Below are 16,610 nucleotides of genomic sequence, written 5' to 3'. Positions count from 1 at the left end.
TCATGCCACAACAGCCGCGCGCGGCGGCTGTTGTGGATAGCGCAGTTTAGGAATTGGCACTGATGTTCAAGGAGATGGCTTCGGTTGTCTTTGAACTTGGGAGAAGGAAGAAGTAGAATAGCGCGCCGAGTACAGCGAGCACACCAGACAATACCAGTGCGCTGACAAAACTACCTCCAGTTGTCTGGATCAGGTATCCGGTGAAGATGGGGGCAAAGTAACCTCCGACGTTGCCACCGAAGTTTTGCATGGAGGCCACGGAAGCTGTTTGACCTCGCGGTGCAATCTCCGAACACGCGCTCCAAGCCGCGCCATTGCTGAACATGATGCCAGATTCCGCGATGGTCAGGAACACGAGTGCCCATTGCCAGGAGCCGACGGCTACTGCAGGAATGACTGCGACCCCGAAGACGAGACCGATGGCCATCGCGTATTTCCGGCCATTTTTGTTGCGTTTCACCCACTTGTCAGCGAGTACACCGCCGAGAAATGCGAAGATGGCGCCGAAGAGGAATGGTAGAACGCCGTAAAAGCCGGTTTTCAAGAGGCTCATATGGCGGGCTTTGACCAAATAACTAGGCAGCCACGTGATGAATACGTACATAATGTAGACTTGGCAGAAATAGCCGAGCATGAGTCCCCACGTGGATTTGCGGGTGAGCAATTGAGCGTAGGGAACCTTTTCCTCCTCCACGTTCGGATCTTCGGCGCCCGCCTCGATCAAGGCGTGTTCCGCCGCGTTGACGCGGGGATTCGCGTGGCGCTCTTTGTAAAAGACGAGCCAGAAGATGAGCCAAACAAACCCGATGAGCCCCGTTACGATAAACGACATCCGCCAGCCAAAGGCAGTCACAATGATCGCGACAAGCGGCATTGCGACTGCTGAACCCATGTTGACGCCGGCGGTAAAAAATCCGGTGGCAATCCCGCGCTGACGGCGCGGGATCCAGTCAGAAGCGGTCTTCGTGGCGGCTGGAAATGCAGGCGCTTCACCCACGCCTAGAATTAAGCGGAATAGATATAGGATTCCAAACGAGTTTGCCATAGCGGTGGCCATGGATGCGAGGCTCCACAGGATAATTGACCAGATATACGTCAACTTCGTACCCAACTTGTCGATGAATGCACCGATGGGAAGCTGTAACAACCCGTATGACAGGAGGAACGCCGACGAGATGGCACCTTGTGCAGTCGCGTTCCAGTGGAAGTTCTTCGATATCACGGGCAATGCGACAGAGAGGTTCGTACGATCCAAGTAGTTGATGGTCGTCGCAAAAAAGAGTAGCGTGATCACGCCCCAGCGAACCTTTGTTGGCTTCAATCCATTTGCCTCCTTTCCTGTGTCGAACTGCCGATTAAGGTCAGACTATATCCCCCCAAAAGATTTTCTGTGAGCGCTTTCTTGCAGACTTGACTTGCGCAATCGAAGCGTAGGTACCAGCAGCTGGAATATATATAGTCCGGTTATTTCATTTTATGATTTCGATGATATGGGGCATTGGACGAGGGAATTCCGTGTACGGATATGGCCCGTTGTTTTAGTTGTGATGTTTGTTGTAATTTTGTTTAGCACTCTGTCAGAGAAAGTTACTTTAGGACCAAACTGGACCTTTAAAGCGGTGGTTATTGGTGTTCTGGTTCTTTTTATTGTTGCAAAGTTGATCGATCATCATGTCTGGATTAGACGGTTTTCCTTTTTTCTGACTTATATTTTTTTTGCCTTCAATACGAGTACAGCGTTCAGTCCAACAGATACGTTGATTATGTCTAAACGGATGAAAATTCTCGTTATGACTCAAGCTTCAGTATCATTGATAATCGTAGCTGTTCTTGCCTCACGTGCGATTCGTGGTTCTTGAAGTTTTCAAACAATGCTCATTTCGTTGTCAGGCAGGCTAGCACAATGCGATGTGAAAAATATCAGTGATAGCCCATCTACACGTAGTTGCCCCCCGAACACGTCTCCCCCCAGTAATTGGTGGAACATTTCTGAAGGCGATTCCAGTAGAATCGAGAAATGAGAGAGAATCGGGGGAGGATTCGCGTACTTGAAACGTTTCGCCACTGTCAGTCTATTAGCAGCCTTGTTGTCTTCGGTCGTACTTGCGCCGGAGGTCACTGCGAATGCGTCCACGCAAAAGACGATCACCGTGAACGGTGCGGTTTTGTCGCATCCGTACAGCTTTGTGGCCTCTGACGGAAGCAATCAGACCACCTATATGCCGATTTGGTATGTGGGACAGGCGTTAGAAGCGGCTGGTTTTACCCAGTCGTGGGACGGGACAACGCATACGTGGACGCTGTCCACGGCTACGAACGGGGATTTTTCAGCGATATCTGTGGGCTCCGGTCAAGCGAGTATCGTCGTCAATGGGAAGCTTGTGAAGAAAATCAATACGTATGTCAGGAAAGATCCGGCTGCCGGGGCCAACGCGCAGCCAACGGTGTATATGCCTATCTACTATGTGGATCAACTGCTCAACGCGGCTGGCATCGCAGCTTCGTGGAACGGCCAGACCTGGGCAGTGAGGTCTCCCTCGTCCAACCCGATCGTGTTTGGATTTGTTACAAACTATGGAGGTAACACAGATTCTCTAGTAGACTTGGAAGCTCATTCTGCAGTTACAGAGTTTAGTACCTTTACAGATTCCATCACTTCCACTGGCGGCCTGACCGGCTCCCTGTATACACAGGCTGGTACGTACGCGCAAGATAACGACTTGTCGGCGTATGTCACGGTGACCAATATGAACGTGGATACAGGCGATTTCGACGGCACCATGGCCGCGCAGATCTTCGGGAACGCCACGGACAGCAGCACACTGATTAACAACTTGGTCAACCTCGTCAAAGGCCAGCCGTTTGTGGGCGTCAATATTGATTTCGAAATGCTCCCCACATCAAGTCGCGCAGAGTTTTCGCAATTCCTGACAAGCCTTCAAAAAGCGCTGCACGACGCCGGGAAGAAACTCAGTGTGGACGTACCCGCCGTCACCGACGCCAACAGTGCATATAATTACTCTGTGATCGGTCAAAACAGCGACGAAGTGATGGTAATGGCGTACGATTATTCGTACCCGGGCGGCCCCGCGGGCCCAATCGCCCCAGTGCCGTGGGTAAAACAAGTGATGTCCTATGCGACGAGTCAGATACCGTCTAACAAGGTGTTACTGGGCATTCCGGTGTACGGCTACGACTGGGCAAATGGGAAGACGACAGCGCTCACGCTCAATCAGGTGGACCAACTGCTTTCCTCGAACTCCATCACGCCCGAGTGGGATGCCACTGACGAAGAACCTTACTTCACGTACACGGAAAGCGGTGTACAACATACGGTGTACTACGAGAACGCAGAGAGCATCTCGGACAAACTCCAGATAGCCAAGGCGGACAACCTGCGCGGAATTGCCATTTGGCGGATCGGTCTTGAAGACAGCCAAGTCTGGCAGCCGATAGAACAATTCGCTTCTGGGGAGTAACCGGTAACGGAGCGCATTGAATTACGGTATAGGAAACAAGAGGGCCCTCCGAGTCGGGCCCTCTTGTTTTGCCAGCGGAACGAGATAACGGTTCGATTGACTCAACTTTACGATTGTGCCGACAAGCTCGCACGCTGTGCCGATACATACCCCGTCAGCAGCGTTCCAGGCGCATTGCCCCCACTTGTCGCCGCGGTTTCTGCGGCAAATTGAATTTTGTACATCCCATTCGTCGCAGTTGACGAGCTAGCGACTACGAAATCCCCACTGTGCAGCGTTGCGAGGCTTTGCGTGCCGGAAGGGTCGCTATATACCGGAATGCTCGTATTGGCACTCTGCGGATCTGCCGCGATGACCCGGAATACATCGGTCAACTGGACGTACCCCGAATCCACCCACCCGACATTCGGAATATGATACCACGGGACGACATACCCACCTGCCATGCCCTGTGCGATTTCATCGACATTCACCGACTGGCCGGCCGGCAAGGTGGGTGTGTTCGGCAGCGGATCGATATACGTCTGCCACATCGAGAAACTCCAGATGCCATCTTGTGGCAACCCTTTAGACGCCTCGAACGCCTTCACCGCCGTCTCTGTCGACGTTCCGAACTGTCCGTCGACTTGCAATCCCGCGTTCGTAGTTGTGTTCAAGTACTTCTGCAACTCGGTGACAGATTGCCCAAAACTGCCATTCTCGAGCGGGCCAAAGAACATGTCGTTCTGGCCATCGGACACGCTTGAGTAGTACGGCACACCGTTGTAATCGGCGTCCGCCTTAGTCGTACCCGTCGCTCCATTGAGGTAGTACACTGGTTCGCTGGTGCTCGACGGGGCCGGTGCGGCGTTGCTTGCGGAGTACGACTGATAGTTCGACGCACTTAATCCGACCGAGGACGAAATTTGACCCATCAGCGATCCGACACCACTGGCCCAGGTCTTATCTGAAGCGTAGTTCACATTCATCCCGGTGAGTGTGGGGGAGCCCCCGTAATTGCTGCCTGCTGGATTGAGGTAGTTGTTTCTCACTTCCCACGCCTGAAAGCGGATGGCGTAATCGTCACTTGGGAACACCCCGGCGTCTTGGCCTGGGTTGTCGGTATACGCGCCATATCCGAACAGATTGTTGTCCTGCTGGGCGATGGCGCTCGTCCCATAGGCGCTCTCGAGCAGCGCATGCGCGACCAGATAGGTCGCATCGACACCATACGTGTTTTGCGCGTCGATGAACGAGGCGCCAAGTCCAGTCAGTGGAGAGCCGATTGTGCCTTGGTACGCGCTCTTCGACAAATAGGAGTCGATGCTGGACGCGGTGATGCTACCTGGGGCGGGGAAACGCAAGTCGACATTTCCGTAAGGTACGGTGGTGCTTCCACCACCGCCTTGTGACGCATTACTTTTCATCTTCCACGTGGTCCCGTTCCAATCGGACGTGATGCCGATGCGATTCAGTGCCTGCTCCACGTAGTAAATCGGCATGAAGGTGGTCGTGGATTTCGACGCGGGATCGACATGCGTGACACCGATGACGCGCGCCACAACCGTACCGTTGATGGCGATGGCCATGCTGCCTTTGCCATATCGAATGTCGCTATAGTCGATTGACTGACTCGCCGTGTTCGGCACAATGATATTCCATACATTTCCGGACCAAGTGTGCGTGAATCCTTCCTTGTCGAGCGTCTCCATCACGTACCAAATCGGCATGTAGGTCGTGTTGTCGTATGTAAATCCATAAGGGGACGTAATCAACTCGTTATTGTAGTAAATATGCTTTACGCCGATAGATTTGGCCGCTTTGCTCGACGCACTGAGTGCAATTGGTTTCGTGACTAGTGCCGCTGCCGCCGCGTCGAGTACCTTCCACGTCGCAGCGCCCACGACGCCATCAGCAGCAAGCTTGTGCGCCTTCTGAAACGCTTCCACCTCTGTCGTAGTTTTCACACCAAACTGTCCATCCGCTTGCCCGACGGTGTAGCCAAGGGCGTTTAAATCGTTCTGCAGCAAAACGACCGTACTCCCGGTCGATCCAGCCTGGAGGGTCCCCTCCGTCGTCTGTGCGTAGGAAACGGCAGGGGTGGAGACAGCCACCATTGCCGACAACGTCATTCCTGCGACCACATGCTGAGCTTTCATGTCATACCTCCGGTCTCCCGTTGAATTGGCGAGCCATCGAACACCACTTATCGCTTTCCTAAATTAGATAGAGGTAGAATAGATGACCCCATGAATAGACGTAACGCTCGTTCGGAATATTACAGCTGTTGTGACAAAAAATAGTTTTCGACGTCGCGCGGAAACCACCTGCCGAAAATTTTCCTGGAGGTCACTGCGGTAGCGAAGCGAGTGAATGGAGGAAGCCGGATGTGAGAACTCAGGTAGACTCGGAGTCTGATGTAAGGGGACTAGATGCGGGGGCGGGCCAGAATTTAGCGCCTTTGCAAGGCCGCCAGGACGGTTGCCGACGGCCTACAAAGGCGTTCCTCCAACTGCAATACGAGTGCTTCTATACCACTGCCTACTTCCAAACCTCTTCGGCGATTTCCACCACATGGCGCAGTTTCGCCCACTGTTGTTCCTCTGTTAAGAGATTGCCTTCCTCGGTCGATGCAAAACCGCACTGTGGACTCAGGTTTAGTTGATTCAAATCGACATAGCGCGACGCTTCCTCAATCCGCCGCTTGATCTCATCGCGATCCTCCAACTCACCTGACTTCGAAGTGACGAGTCCCAGTACGATTTGCAAGTCGTTTCGCTTGACGAATCGGAGGGGCTCGAATCCGCCAGCTCGATCACTGTCGTACTCCAAAAAGAACCCATCGATGTTGAGCCCGTCAAACAGGATCTCCGCGACAGGTTCATAGCCGCCAGAGGAAATCCACGTCGAGCGGAAATTGCCGCGGCAGATGTGCATGGTGATGGTGAGATCATCCGGCCGATTTGCCACCGCGCGATTGATGGTGTCCCTGTAGCGCGACATCAGGTCGTCCGGTTGGAACCCGCGCGCGCGAAGTTGCTCCCTCTGTTCTTCTGAGCAGAAGTACGCCCACGACGTGTCATCGAGTTGAAGATATCGGCAGCCCGCATCGTAAAAGGATTGAATCGCCTTTTTGTATGTACGCGCTAAGTCTTCGAAGAACTGTTCCTGGTCTGGGTACGCGTCCCTTGAAATCTCGCCGCGGAAGTGAAGCATACTCGGGCTTGGTATCGTCATTTTTGCCGTATGCGAGCCAGCGGCACGCAGTAAAAAACGGAAATCTTCCAACATCGGATGGTTGGAGAAGTCCAACTTGTCGACGACCTTAATCGAGTGCGATTTCGTTTTCGTTTGGTTGAACTGGATCCCCGTTTCGGACTCATAGCCCTCTACGCCGTCGAGGTGTTCGAGAAAGTCAAAATGCCACCACGCCCGCCTCAGTTCGCCGTCGGTCACCGCCTGTAGGCCGATTGACTTCTGCTTTTCAACGATGCGCGCAATCTCTTCGTCTTCGATTCGGCGCAGCTCGTCCGCCGCAATGTCCCCTGCAGCCCGTTGCAGCCGCGCCTCTTTCACGCGGTCCGGGCGAAGTAAACTCCCTACTTGATCCGCCCGAAATGGCGGCGCCTGCGAAAGCGACTTCGTCTGTCTAACTTCTGCCACGATGCATCCCTCTTTCCTGATGAGTCCTAACCGTACTATGGAACGTTCCTGCGAAGAAGGCAAGATGGTGCAGAGGGCTCGGTGGTGTTCACTGTATCACATTCGCGTGAATGGCAGGAAACGGAAACGCGATAGACGAGGCGGTGAGCCGGTCGTCTGTCGCGCTCCCGCGGACGTCTAGGACAATCGCCGCGGCGCATAGGGTTGTGTGTGGTACTTAGGGCGCCAAGCGCGACTTCGTGCGGGAGGTTCTTCTGATGGCGGACACAAAGGCGATTGGCCGAAGTATTCTCCGCAAGGATACAGCTGAAAAAGTTGGAGGTTTTGGTAAATACACAGACGATTTCCACCATCCGGACATGCTACACGCCGTCCTGGTGATCAGCCCCTATGCGCATGCGCGGCTTCTCTCCGTGAACACGAGCAAGGCGCTTTGTGCACCTGGCGTGCGAGCGGTCGTGACCGGGCAGGATTGCCACAGAATGACTGGCTCCCCGCTCGAAGACAGGCCCCTGCTCGCGTTTGGGAGGGTGCGTTACGCCGGGGAGCCCGTGGCCATCGTCGTGGCAGAGCGACTTCATCAGGCACAGGCGGCCGCCGCGCTCGTCGAAATCCACTGTGAGCCGCTTCCGGTCGTACAGTCTCCGAAGGAGTCGTTCGCCGACGGCGCTCCTCGCATTCACCCGGAGCTCGGTACATACCACGTTGGCGAACAGGTTAGACCGATACCGGGATCGAATATCGCCACGTATATTCGAGTGCGTAAAGGCCAGCCGGAGGCGTTGTGGAACGCGTGTGCGTCCGTCGTCGAGTGCGACATCTCCTTTCCGCAGGCGCATCACGCTGCGATGGAGACGCACTGTACCATCGCTGAAATCCTCCCGAGCGGCGAAGTCCACTTGACGACCGCCTCGCAGTCGCCGTTTGCCGTCCCAGAGGTCATCGAGGCTACGTTTGGCTACCCTGCATCGGATGTGCGCGTCGTGACGCCACTGGTGGGCGGCGGCTTTGGCGGCAAATCGACCGTGTTTCTCGAGCCGTTGGCAGTGGCGGCCTCAGAGGCGGTTGGCGGACGGAGAGTAAAACTCCGCTGTTCCCGCGAGCAGGATATGGTGACACTCCCCTGCCACATTGGCTTAGAAGCCAATGTCAAGCTCGGCGCGACGCGAGATGGGCGTCTGGTCGCCGCCGAGATCACCTACTGGTTTGACGGTGGGGGGTATTCTGACCGCGGTGTGATTGTGACACAGGCCGCGGCGCAGGATTGTACAGGTCCTTACCGTGTGGACCACGTGCAGTGCGACGCCTATTGCATGTATACCAACCACCCTCCGACGACCGCTTATCGGGGATTTGGCCATCCTGAACAGACGCTGGTCATTGAGCGAGCACTCGACGAACTCGCGTTGAAACTTGGCTGTGATCCACTTGAGCTGCGTATGCGAAACGCCATCGTCCCTGGCGACACGACGCCCACGCAAGCGCGGTTGACCCGCAGTTCAATTGGCGATGTTCCGGGGTGTTTCGCGCGGCTCAAGGAGCTCCTGGACTGGCGGGGGCCAGCGGTGGTGCAGTGCGGATCGACCTTGTTGGCCAAGGGCATCGCCGGTGTGTGGAAGACGTCGAGCACGCCGCCCGACGCCAGTTCTGGGGCGGTTGTCTACGTGCACCGAGACGGCCGGGTGACTGTGGTGTCGGGCGTGGTGGAGATCGGTCAAGGGACGAAGACGGCCCTGACGCAGATGGTGGCCGAAGTGTTCCAAATGAGTGCAAAGTACGTGGACGTCGTCCTGGAGGTCAATACGAAGGAGCAGCCGGAGCACTGGAAGACGGTCGCCAGTCGCAGTAGTCTCTTAGCTGGGAACGCCGCTGTACGAGCTGCACAGGACGCCGTGAAGCAGCTCGCCCGAAATGCCGCGATGGCGATGGACTGTCACCCACAAGACGTGCAGATTCGCGACGGGATGGCTGTATGTAGCCAAACACAGCGGGTCATTCCGATCGGCGCGCTCTCGCACGGATATGTGTTTCCAGACGGACATGTCGTCGGCTCCTATGTCGTGGGGCGGGGAACGTACACGATTGAGGGCGTTATCCCGATCGATTTTGACACCGGACAGGGCGTGCCTGGTCCGGAGTGGACGGTCGCGGCGCAAGGCGTGGAAGTGGAGTACCATCCGAGGAATTTCACGTACCGAGTGGTTCGGGCGGTGACCGTCATCGATTGTGGCAAGGTGATTCATCCTGAGCTCGCCCTGGGGCAAATCAAGGGTGGGATGAGTATGGGCCTCAGCTTGGCGAGTCGCGAAGGGTACGTGTATCGGGCGGATGGCGTGATATCCAATCCACAGTTTCGCGTTTACCCAATTTACCGGTATGGGGACCAACCGGCCTATGAGGTTCAGTTCTTAGAAACGCCTCATCGAGAAGCCCCTTGGGGGCTGCGAGGGCTAGGCGAGCACGGGTTGATCGGGATGCCCGCGGCGCTCGCGAACGCACTGTCCAATGCGACCGGCGGACCGGTCAACCACATGCCGATGACGTCTGAACTGTTGTGGAGGCTGCGAGGAGGCGGGTGTTTCTCATGATTCCTCTCGACTTTGACTACGTCCCGGCCCGCACCTACCGGGAAGCGGTGACTCAGTTCAGAGAACTCGCAAAAGCGGGGATGAACCCCCTGTATTACGCTGGAGGCACGGAGATCATCACGCTGGCGCGCTTTCACCAAGTGGGCGCGGGCGCCGTCATCGACATTAAGCCGATCCCCGAGACGCGCGTGATCCGCCTGGTGGGTGAACAGCTGATTTTGGGTGCGGCCACCACGTTGACACAGTTGGTGGAGCATCCGTGGCTGGACCGTGAATTCCCACTTCTGCAAGCCACAGTGCAGGAAATCGCCGACCGGACCGCCCGCAACAAGATCACGCTCGGTGGGAATATCTGTGGTCAAATTATCTACCGCGAAGCACTTCTGCCGCTGCTTTTGTGCGACAGTCAACTGCGAGTAGCAGGTGTTGCGGGCAAGCGGGTGGTCAACGTTTCGCGCATGGCGGTGGGAGGCAGCCCGCTTCGTCCCGGCGACTTGATTGTGCAAATCGTCACCGACAAGGAGGCGCGCAAGGCACCATTTGTTCATCTCAAGCGACGCAAGATGGGCAGAGTCGGGTATCCCGTCGTGACGGCGGCCGCGCTGCGTGTCAACCATGCGATTCGAGCGGCGTTTAGTGGAGTTTGTTCGTATCCTTTTCGGTCGAGAGCCATCGAATTGGAACTCAACCGGGAAGGTGTCGATTGGACACAGCGAGTCGACAACGCGATACGCCTGATTCCGCCGCGTGAAGTCCTGGACGATTTTGAGGCGTCGAGGGACTATAGGATGTTCGTTCTGCGATGCGCTATGCTTGAGATCCTTGAAAAGTTGGGAGGTCGATAGGTGGTGGCGGTGCCAAAGCGGGAAGTCGTCTTGCACGTGAATGGAGTGGAGCGCGTGGTCCTCATTCGCCCAGCCGACGTACTCCTCGACGTGCTTCGAGCGCAACTTGGGCTGACTGGGGCGAAACCGGGGTGTGAGAATGGTGATTGTGGGGCCTGCACGGTCTTGCTGGGGGGGGAGCCGTACAAGTCTTGTATCATGCTCGCTATCGAGGGGGTGGGCCAATCCATCACGACCGTCGAGGGGTTGCGAGATGCGCCTGTCCAGCGCGCATTTGCGAGTTGTTACGCCTTTCAGTGCGGTTACTGTACACCTGGCTTTATCATGAACGTGCACGCGCTGGTGCAGCGGGGGATTCCATTTGACGAGTGCGAGGTTGTGCAGTGGCTGGAATCGAATATCTGTCGATGCACGAGTTACGAGGAGATAGAGAAGGCTGTTCAGTCGCTTAGTCCGCCCCGCTAGGGGCCTTGCTGTTTCCACCGGATGTTGGCTCGTTGGTCGGCACGACGAACATCAAAAGTACCGCGACGAGACTGCCGATGAGGGTGTCGACCACGCGGTCACCGGAATATCCTTGGCAAACATGCCAATCATGAGTACGCCGAACACGACCGACCTTGTCCGATTGATGATGTTCACAGCTGGTATGATGAATGCGTTTGTATTATACTGTATACAGGATTCAGTATAGCAACGGAATAGCATTGAAGGAGGTAGTAGGACGGTGGAAATCCGTAGGCCGGAACCCGCGTACCAACAAGTCTACGACTATTTGTTCAAGCAGATTATCGAGGGCCTACTCCCGTCAGGGGTCAAACTCTCAGAGGAACGCCTCGCGTCGGAGTTAAATATCAGCCGCACACCGATTCGGGAGGCTGTCATCCGCTTAGAGCACGAGGGGTTGCTGCGCAATAAAACCGTGGTCGAATTGACGCCGAAAGAAATTAAGGAGAGTTATGAGATTCGCATTTTGCTGGAGGGCCATGCCGCAAAAATGGCAGCGCTCCAGATGACAGAGGAGGATAAGCAGTTTTTAGGCACCTTGATCGAACGGTCTGCGACGGGTGATTTCGAAGCCAAGATGAAAGCGAATACGCTATTTCATAACGCCATCGTGCGGTCGTGCCAGAATGATCAAATTACACAGCTAATTGAACGGATGCAGACCATCATCTTGCTGTGTCGTAAAGATATCGTGCGCGATCGCATGGAGCTGCCGCACGAGCACCGCGAGATCTACGAAGCTATCGTCCGCGGGGATGGAGAGGCAGCAGAACAGTTGATGAGAACACATCTAGAAGAAAACCTGCAGAATTTCCTGAATCGGTTGTCGGACGACAGCCGTCTGTCCATAATTTAAATCTTTCCCATATTTGGAGGGGGACCTATGAGTCAATTGGATTTGGCCGCTGCTCCCAGCGAAATTCGGACGGGCCATCAGGTAAACGCTATCATCGGATCTTGGGCGTCTTGGCTGTTCGATGCCATGGACGCGGGCATTTTCAGCTTTGTGCTGTTGGCCGTCGCACACACGTTTAAAACCAACCTGTCAGGTGTTACGACTGTGGTCGCCTGGTTCCTCTTGGCGACCGGGGTCGGTGGGTACGTGTTCGGAAATATTTCTGACCGCATTGGGCGCAAACAAACGCTGTGGATTTCTGTGCTCATATACGGCCTGGGGACACTCATGTGTGGATTTGTTCAGAATATGCTAGAGCTCAATGTCTTCCGAATTATCGTCGGGGTGGCCGTCGGGGGATTGTGGTCTGCTGCCGCAGCACTCATCTCAGAGGTATCTCGACCCGATTCGCGCGCGAAGGCACTGGCGTTGATGCAGACCGGGTGGTCCGCCGGACAGCTGTTGGCGGCCATCTTTGCTTGGACAATCCTCGACCCACACAACCCGGAGTCCTGGAGACGGCTGTTTATCTGCGCGAGCATCCCCGCGTGGTTAACCGCTGTCTATATCATCTTGTTCGTCAAGGAATCGCCAATTTGGTTGGCGAACAGAAGTTACATCGCGCGCAGCCACAAGAGCCAGAACATGCTGTCGATTTTCAAGAAGGATTACATTAGGACCACGTTGTTGGCACTTCTCGTCTCGATGTTAGGGATGGTTGGATATTGGATCATCCTCACGTTTGTACCGAGTTACTTGCAAAAGATTCTCGGTATTAACATGAATCAGACGCCGGTCTTCTCCGTGTGGACAGCCGTCGGCGCAATCTTCGGCTATCTCGTATATGGATATATTGCGGAAATTGTCGGTCGACGAATTTCATTCGCCATTTTCTTTTTTGGCATGACGGTCATCATACCGATTTTCACCTATGTCGCAAGTCATATGCCATTGACCAACGGTCATCTCCTGTTGACTGGCGGCAATGTCGTCACGCTCGGCATCATCTCGGCATTATTGGGCTTTTTTACAGGATACTTCAGTGGGTTTGGCGCATGGTACGGCGAATTGTTCCCGACCAGCATTCGCGCGACGGCCTCCGGATTCTGCTTTAACGTCGGACGCATTGGGTCGATTGTCGGTATTCTACTAGCCCCTGTGCTGATCTCGTCCATTGGGTTCTCGATGTTCATCGGCCTTGCGTCCATCTCCTACTTCGCATCAGGATTATTGGTATTCACCATCCGCGAGACGAAAGGAACGACCCTGACCGCAGAAGATTAATGGCGCCCGTCGAAATGAGAAGACCCGGAGTCCACGATGTCGCGGACTCCGGGTCTTTTTTGTCGGGCGGGGTCACATCAGCCGACGGGCTCCTGCGCTAGAGGGCCGCTGCATCTGGAACCGCCGCAAGTGCAGGGTGTCAGGCCTGTTAGTAAGCGCCCGACAGCAAACGGCCCGCATTCGGAACAAACGGCTTCAACTCTAAACGCTTGAGGATTTGATAGACGGTGGAAGTAGCCGCCGATAGGACAGGTAGACCGATTGCGTCTTCCACCTTTTGAATCGCTTCCAGACACGGCATCTGCACACACGCCGACAGCACGACAGCATCCGCTTGGCTCGTATCCAGTCGCTTGACGATCTCGACTAAGTTCAATGGATCTTGTCGGCCCACCTCGAGGTTATCGGGAATTTCGAGACTGATTGAGTCTGTCACCTCGATGTTCTCCGCCTGAATGTATTCGATAACCGTTTGCGTGAGCGGTTTCATATACGGAGCGATGAGTGCAATTTTCTTGGCGCCAAGCGTGTGAATACCCGCGATGAGCGCGCCTGCACTGCTGATGACATCCGCAGCACCGCCGTTTTCGACCGCGACCTGCGACAGCCGTCGTTCAGACGATTCGTGATAGCCAGGCCCTTGGCACATAATCGCCACTAGACAGGCGTACGCCAACACGTCGCAACGGGCATCGGATAACTCTGCCGCACAGCGGTCACTCTCGACATCCATGGCTTTTAACTGCTCAGGGGTGACGTGCATCATGCGCATGCGACTCGAGTGAAACGTAAATGTCTCCTGTGCAACCTCGTTCATTCTCCAGGCTAACATCCTCGGGATCTCTGTCTCCATCGTGGTGTTGGAACTAGGAACTATCAGACCAATTCGATGATTATTCGCCAACTTGAAGCCCTCCTCCAGCAGTATGAATACGGTGTCATGTATACAGTATACAGTATTTTTCGCAGATCAAGTAGCTGCTAAGACATCCTCGCGCATCTCCTTTTGGTTTCAACCCTTCAGCAAACTCTCAGCCTTCACTCATGTCCGTTTCAGTTCCGTCGAGCACAATAGGGCACGTGATAACCAACGGATTTGCGTGCAATCGCCAGGCGGCCACCCAAGCCGATGAGACCGGGTTTTAGGCCTGATGCCGACGGGCGCTCCAGCAGCGTTCGCGACTTAGATTCCATGTGCAACGGAGTTGAAGAAGATGACCATTCGTAAAGCTGTCATTCCCGCTGGTGGGATTGGATCCCGCTTCTTGCCCATCACCAAAACCCTGCCAAAAGAGATGCTTCCAATCGTGGACATACCTACCGACGGGGAACCATTCGCGGTCTTGCTTCCGGATGAACTGATTCAGTCCAATCCGCCTTGCTTGACGGAAATGAAGCAGGTGTATGAGCAATTCTCGACCTCGGTCGTCGGCGTTCAAAAGGTGCCTTATGAAGACGTAGAGCGCTACGGCATCATCGCCCCGAGCACGTCGTTCGAGTTTCAGAACATCCGCCTGCAAACGGTCGAGGACGTGGTCGAGAAGCCGCGTCGTGAGGACGCTCCATCCAACTGTGCGGTGGTCGGCAGATACATCTTGGAGCCGGACGCATCCCCCTTCTCCGAAACGTGCGTTGGCGTCGTCCACTCACCCGGAGAGAAGGCGGTGCGCTCTTCCTCGGAACTGACCCGGCCATTTCGGTCGCGCAACTGGAGAAGTTTGCGAAGGCCGGGAAAATTAAGTACTTCCTGATTCAGTCCGGTGGAGCGGGCGGATCGCAATCGAAACTCACGCAGTGGATCACGACGAACTGCAAACTGGTGCCGAGCAGTGCGTATCAATCGACAGCGTCTGCTTCGTCGACGGCATCGAAGGTGAGGAATATGGGTGGAGGTGCACAACTATATGAATATACCGGCTCGTAATACAGCCCATTACCCGGTTCAACCCAATTGTGAGCTACTGCCTGAGAGTGGCTCAAAGGAGCGCGTCCGCTACTCCGTCGTGATTCCGGTGTACAACGAACAAGAGGTATTGGCCACCGCGTACGACAGGTTGAAGGCCGTCATGGATACGCTGGGCGAGCCGTATGAGTTAATCTTCGTAAACGACGGCAGCAAGGATGTTTCGCGGGAGATCCTCGAGCGGCTATTTGCGACTAGCCAAAGTGTCAAAGTGCTCAATTTCTCGCGGAACTTCGGCCATCAGGTGGCCATCAGTGCCGGGATGGACTACGCGAGTGGCGATGCGGTGATCGTGATCGACGCAGATTTGCAGGATCCGCCTGAACTCATCTTGAAGATGGTAGAAGCCTGGCGACAAGGGAACGATGTCGTCTACGCCAAGCGGACCGTTCGCCAGGGCGATACCCGCTTTAAACGGTGGACGGCCGCTCTCTTCTACCGTTCTCTACGCATCCTCACGGACGTCGATATCCCGGTCGATACAGGGGATTTTCGCCTGATCGACCGGAAGGTATGCGCCGTCATGAAGGGACTCAAGGAGAAGAGCCGGTTTGTCCGCGGGCTAGTATCATGGGTGGGATTCCGGCAGACGGCCGTAGAGTACGTTCGAGATCGGCGGTTCGCCGGAGAGACGAAATATCCGCTCAAGCGGATGTTGCGCCTGTCCTCGGATGCCATCACTTCTTTTTCGGAAAAGCCGTTAAAGATGGCGATGTATGTGGGCGCTATTCTGGCCCTGGCGAGCATCGTGGCCCTTTTTGGCGCACTGTGCGCGCCGCTGTTCACCGGAAGCGGGGTGTCGGGGCTCTTCGCACTCGGGGCCGTAGTGGTGTTTGTAAACAGTATCTTGCTCATTGCTGTCGGCATTCTTGGGCAGTATGTCGCGAGGATTCACGACGAGGCGCGAGACCGACCCCTGTATATTCTCGAAAGCCAACTCGGGTTTGAGGAGGAGTCGCGGCATGGCGGGGCGTGAGGTCACTTGGAGTGCCCTCATCCGCCAAGTGATCCGCTTTGGCTTCGTCGGTATCCTGAACACAGTCATCGACTTCGCCATGTTTTTCGCACTGGTTCGATTCATGCACTGCAATGCGCTCGTCGCCCAATCCGTCTCTTACGCATGCGGATTGTGCAACAGCTATCTGTGGAATCGGTTGATCACGTTCCGGACGCAGCCCCACTCGCGGGCTGCCCAGATGTTCAAATTCGCGGTCGTCAACGGAGTGTCGTACGGCGTATCAGAAATTTGTCTGCTTGTACTGCAGGGATGGATACCGCTCATCGCCACCAAGGTTGTGATCACCGGCATCACGCTCCTGTTGAATTTCATCGGCAGCAAATGGTGGGTATTTCGCCCTGGCGAAAACCAGTTGGCGTCAGAATGAGGAAGTAGAAATTCCAGGGTAC

General features: G+C 55.3%; 15 protein-coding genes. 11 read left to right on the top strand and 4 right to left on the bottom strand.

Features of this window, described 5'->3' with window-relative positions:
* Positions 1-46: 46 nt before the first annotated feature.
* Positions 47-1,321, bottom strand: a complete 1,275-nt coding sequence (locus NZD89_RS26590; protein WP_268005641.1) for an MFS transporter — start codon at positions 1,319-1,321, stop codon at positions 47-49.
* 94 nt (positions 1,322-1,415) lie between these two features.
* Between NZD89_RS26590 and NZD89_RS26585 the strand changes: the two genes are divergently transcribed.
* Both NZD89_RS26585 and NZD89_RS26580 read left to right on the top strand, forming a co-directional pair.
* Positions 1,416-1,859, top strand: a complete 444-nt coding sequence (locus NZD89_RS26585; RefSeq protein ID WP_268005640.1) for a hypothetical protein — start codon at positions 1,416-1,418, stop codon at positions 1,857-1,859.
* Positions 1,860-2,048: 189 nt separating this feature from the next.
* Positions 2,049-3,479: a glycosyl hydrolase family 18 protein gene (locus NZD89_RS26580; protein ID WP_268005639.1), complete on the top strand. Its 1,431-nt coding sequence runs from the start codon at positions 2,049-2,051 to the stop codon at positions 3,477-3,479.
* 107 nt (positions 3,480-3,586) lie between these two features.
* On the opposite strand, the gene NZD89_RS26575 is transcribed toward NZD89_RS26580, so the two are convergent.
* On the bottom strand, positions 3,587-5,617 hold the full coding sequence (locus NZD89_RS26575; RefSeq protein ID WP_268005638.1) for a peptidoglycan-binding protein: 2,031 nt from the start codon (positions 5,615-5,617) through the stop codon (positions 3,587-3,589).
* A 382-nt stretch (positions 5,618-5,999) separates the two neighbouring features.
* Positions 6,000-7,121: a 5-methyltetrahydropteroyltriglutamate--homocysteine S-methyltransferase gene (locus NZD89_RS26570; protein WP_268005637.1), complete on the bottom strand. Its 1,122-nt coding sequence runs from the start codon at positions 7,119-7,121 to the stop codon at positions 6,000-6,002.
* A gap of 257 nt (positions 7,122-7,378) precedes the next feature.
* Here NZD89_RS26570 and NZD89_RS26565 point away from each other — a divergent pair, with 257 nt between their 5' ends.
* From NZD89_RS26565 to NZD89_RS26545, 5 genes are all read left to right on the top strand, one after another.
* Positions 7,379-9,709, top strand: a complete 2,331-nt coding sequence (locus tag NZD89_RS26565) for a xanthine dehydrogenase family protein molybdopterin-binding subunit (RefSeq protein WP_268005636.1) — start codon at positions 7,379-7,381, stop codon at positions 9,707-9,709.
* The gene (locus NZD89_RS26560; protein WP_268005635.1) at positions 9,706-10,554 is read left to right on the top strand and encodes an FAD binding domain-containing protein; all 849 of its coding nucleotides are present in this window, start codon (positions 9,706-9,708) and stop codon (positions 10,552-10,554) included. The genes NZD89_RS26565 and NZD89_RS26560 overlap by 4 nt, the downstream gene beginning before the upstream one ends.
* A complete protein-coding gene (locus tag NZD89_RS26555; RefSeq protein WP_438938746.1) occupies positions 10,555-11,019 on the top strand; it encodes a (2Fe-2S)-binding protein in 465 nt (154 codons plus the stop codon).
* 262 nt (positions 11,020-11,281) lie between these two features.
* Positions 11,282-11,917 carry a GntR family transcriptional regulator gene (locus NZD89_RS26550; protein WP_268005634.1) on the top strand — a complete coding sequence of 212 codons (636 nt, stop codon included), beginning with the start codon at positions 11,282-11,284 and terminating at the stop codon, positions 11,915-11,917.
* A gap of 27 nt (positions 11,918-11,944) precedes the next feature.
* A complete protein-coding gene (locus NZD89_RS26545; protein WP_268005633.1) occupies positions 11,945-13,240 on the top strand; it encodes an MFS transporter in 1,296 nt (431 codons plus the stop codon).
* A 148-nt stretch (positions 13,241-13,388) separates the two neighbouring features.
* Here NZD89_RS26545 and NZD89_RS26540 read toward each other — a convergent pair whose 3' ends face one another.
* Positions 13,389-14,144 (bottom strand): maleate cis-trans isomerase family protein, encoded by a 756-nt coding sequence (locus NZD89_RS26540; protein WP_284285922.1) that lies wholly within the window; start codon positions 14,142-14,144, stop codon positions 13,389-13,391.
* A gap of 310 nt (positions 14,145-14,454) precedes the next feature.
* Here NZD89_RS26540 and NZD89_RS26530 point away from each other — a divergent pair, with 310 nt between their 5' ends.
* The 4 genes from NZD89_RS26530 to NZD89_RS26520 are packed head-to-tail and all read left to right on the top strand — an operon-like array spanning position 14,455 to position 16,588.
* Positions 14,455-14,991 carry a sugar phosphate nucleotidyltransferase gene (locus NZD89_RS26530; protein ID WP_326492895.1) on the top strand — a complete coding sequence of 179 codons (537 nt, stop codon included), beginning with the start codon at positions 14,455-14,457 and terminating at the stop codon, positions 14,989-14,991.
* Entirely contained in the window at positions 14,934-15,164 is a 231-nt protein-coding gene (locus NZD89_RS30190) for a mannosyltransferase YkcB-related protein (protein ID WP_438938761.1), read from the top strand. The genes NZD89_RS26530 and NZD89_RS30190 overlap by 58 nt, the downstream gene beginning before the upstream one ends.
* On the top strand, positions 15,145-16,179 hold the full coding sequence (locus NZD89_RS26525) for a glycosyltransferase family 2 protein (protein WP_268005632.1): 1,035 nt from the start codon (positions 15,145-15,147) through the stop codon (positions 16,177-16,179). Before NZD89_RS30190 ends, NZD89_RS26525 begins: the two co-directional genes overlap by 20 nt.
* Positions 16,166-16,588 (top strand): GtrA family protein, encoded by a 423-nt coding sequence (locus NZD89_RS26520; protein WP_268005631.1) that lies wholly within the window; start codon positions 16,166-16,168, stop codon positions 16,586-16,588. Before NZD89_RS26525 ends, NZD89_RS26520 begins: the two co-directional genes overlap by 14 nt.
* Positions 16,589-16,610: the final 22 nt, after the last annotated feature.

The sequence above is a fragment of the Alicyclobacillus fastidiosus genome (assembly GCF_026651875.1).
GTDB classification, from domain to species: domain Bacteria; phylum Bacillota; class Bacilli; order Alicyclobacillales; family Alicyclobacillaceae; genus Alicyclobacillus; species Alicyclobacillus fastidiosus.
This window is presented reverse-complemented; position numbering and strand designations above follow the sequence as displayed.

Bases quoted from the DNA above. Each gene is read 5' to 3' on its own strand.
- NZD89_RS26575 (WP_268005638.1), bottom strand. From the start codon at position 5,617: ATGAAAGCTCAGCATGTGGTCGCAGGAATGACGTTGTCGGCAATGGTG.
- NZD89_RS26565 (WP_268005636.1), top strand. From the start codon at position 7,379: ATGGCGGACACAAAGGCGATTGGCCGAAGTATTCTCCGCAAGGATACA.
- NZD89_RS26560 (WP_268005635.1), top strand. From the start codon at position 9,706: ATGATTCCTCTCGACTTTGACTACGTCCCGGCCCGCACCTACCGGGAA.
- NZD89_RS26545 (WP_268005633.1), top strand. From the start codon at position 11,945: ATGAGTCAATTGGATTTGGCCGCTGCTCCCAGCGAAATTCGGACGGGC.
- NZD89_RS26530 (WP_326492895.1), top strand. From the start codon at position 14,455: ATGACCATTCGTAAAGCTGTCATTCCCGCTGGTGGGATTGGATCCCGC.
- NZD89_RS26525 (WP_268005632.1), top strand. From the start codon at position 15,145: ATGAATATACCGGCTCGTAATACAGCCCATTACCCGGTTCAACCCAAT.
- NZD89_RS26520 (WP_268005631.1), top strand. From the start codon at position 16,166: ATGGCGGGGCGTGAGGTCACTTGGAGTGCCCTCATCCGCCAAGTGATC.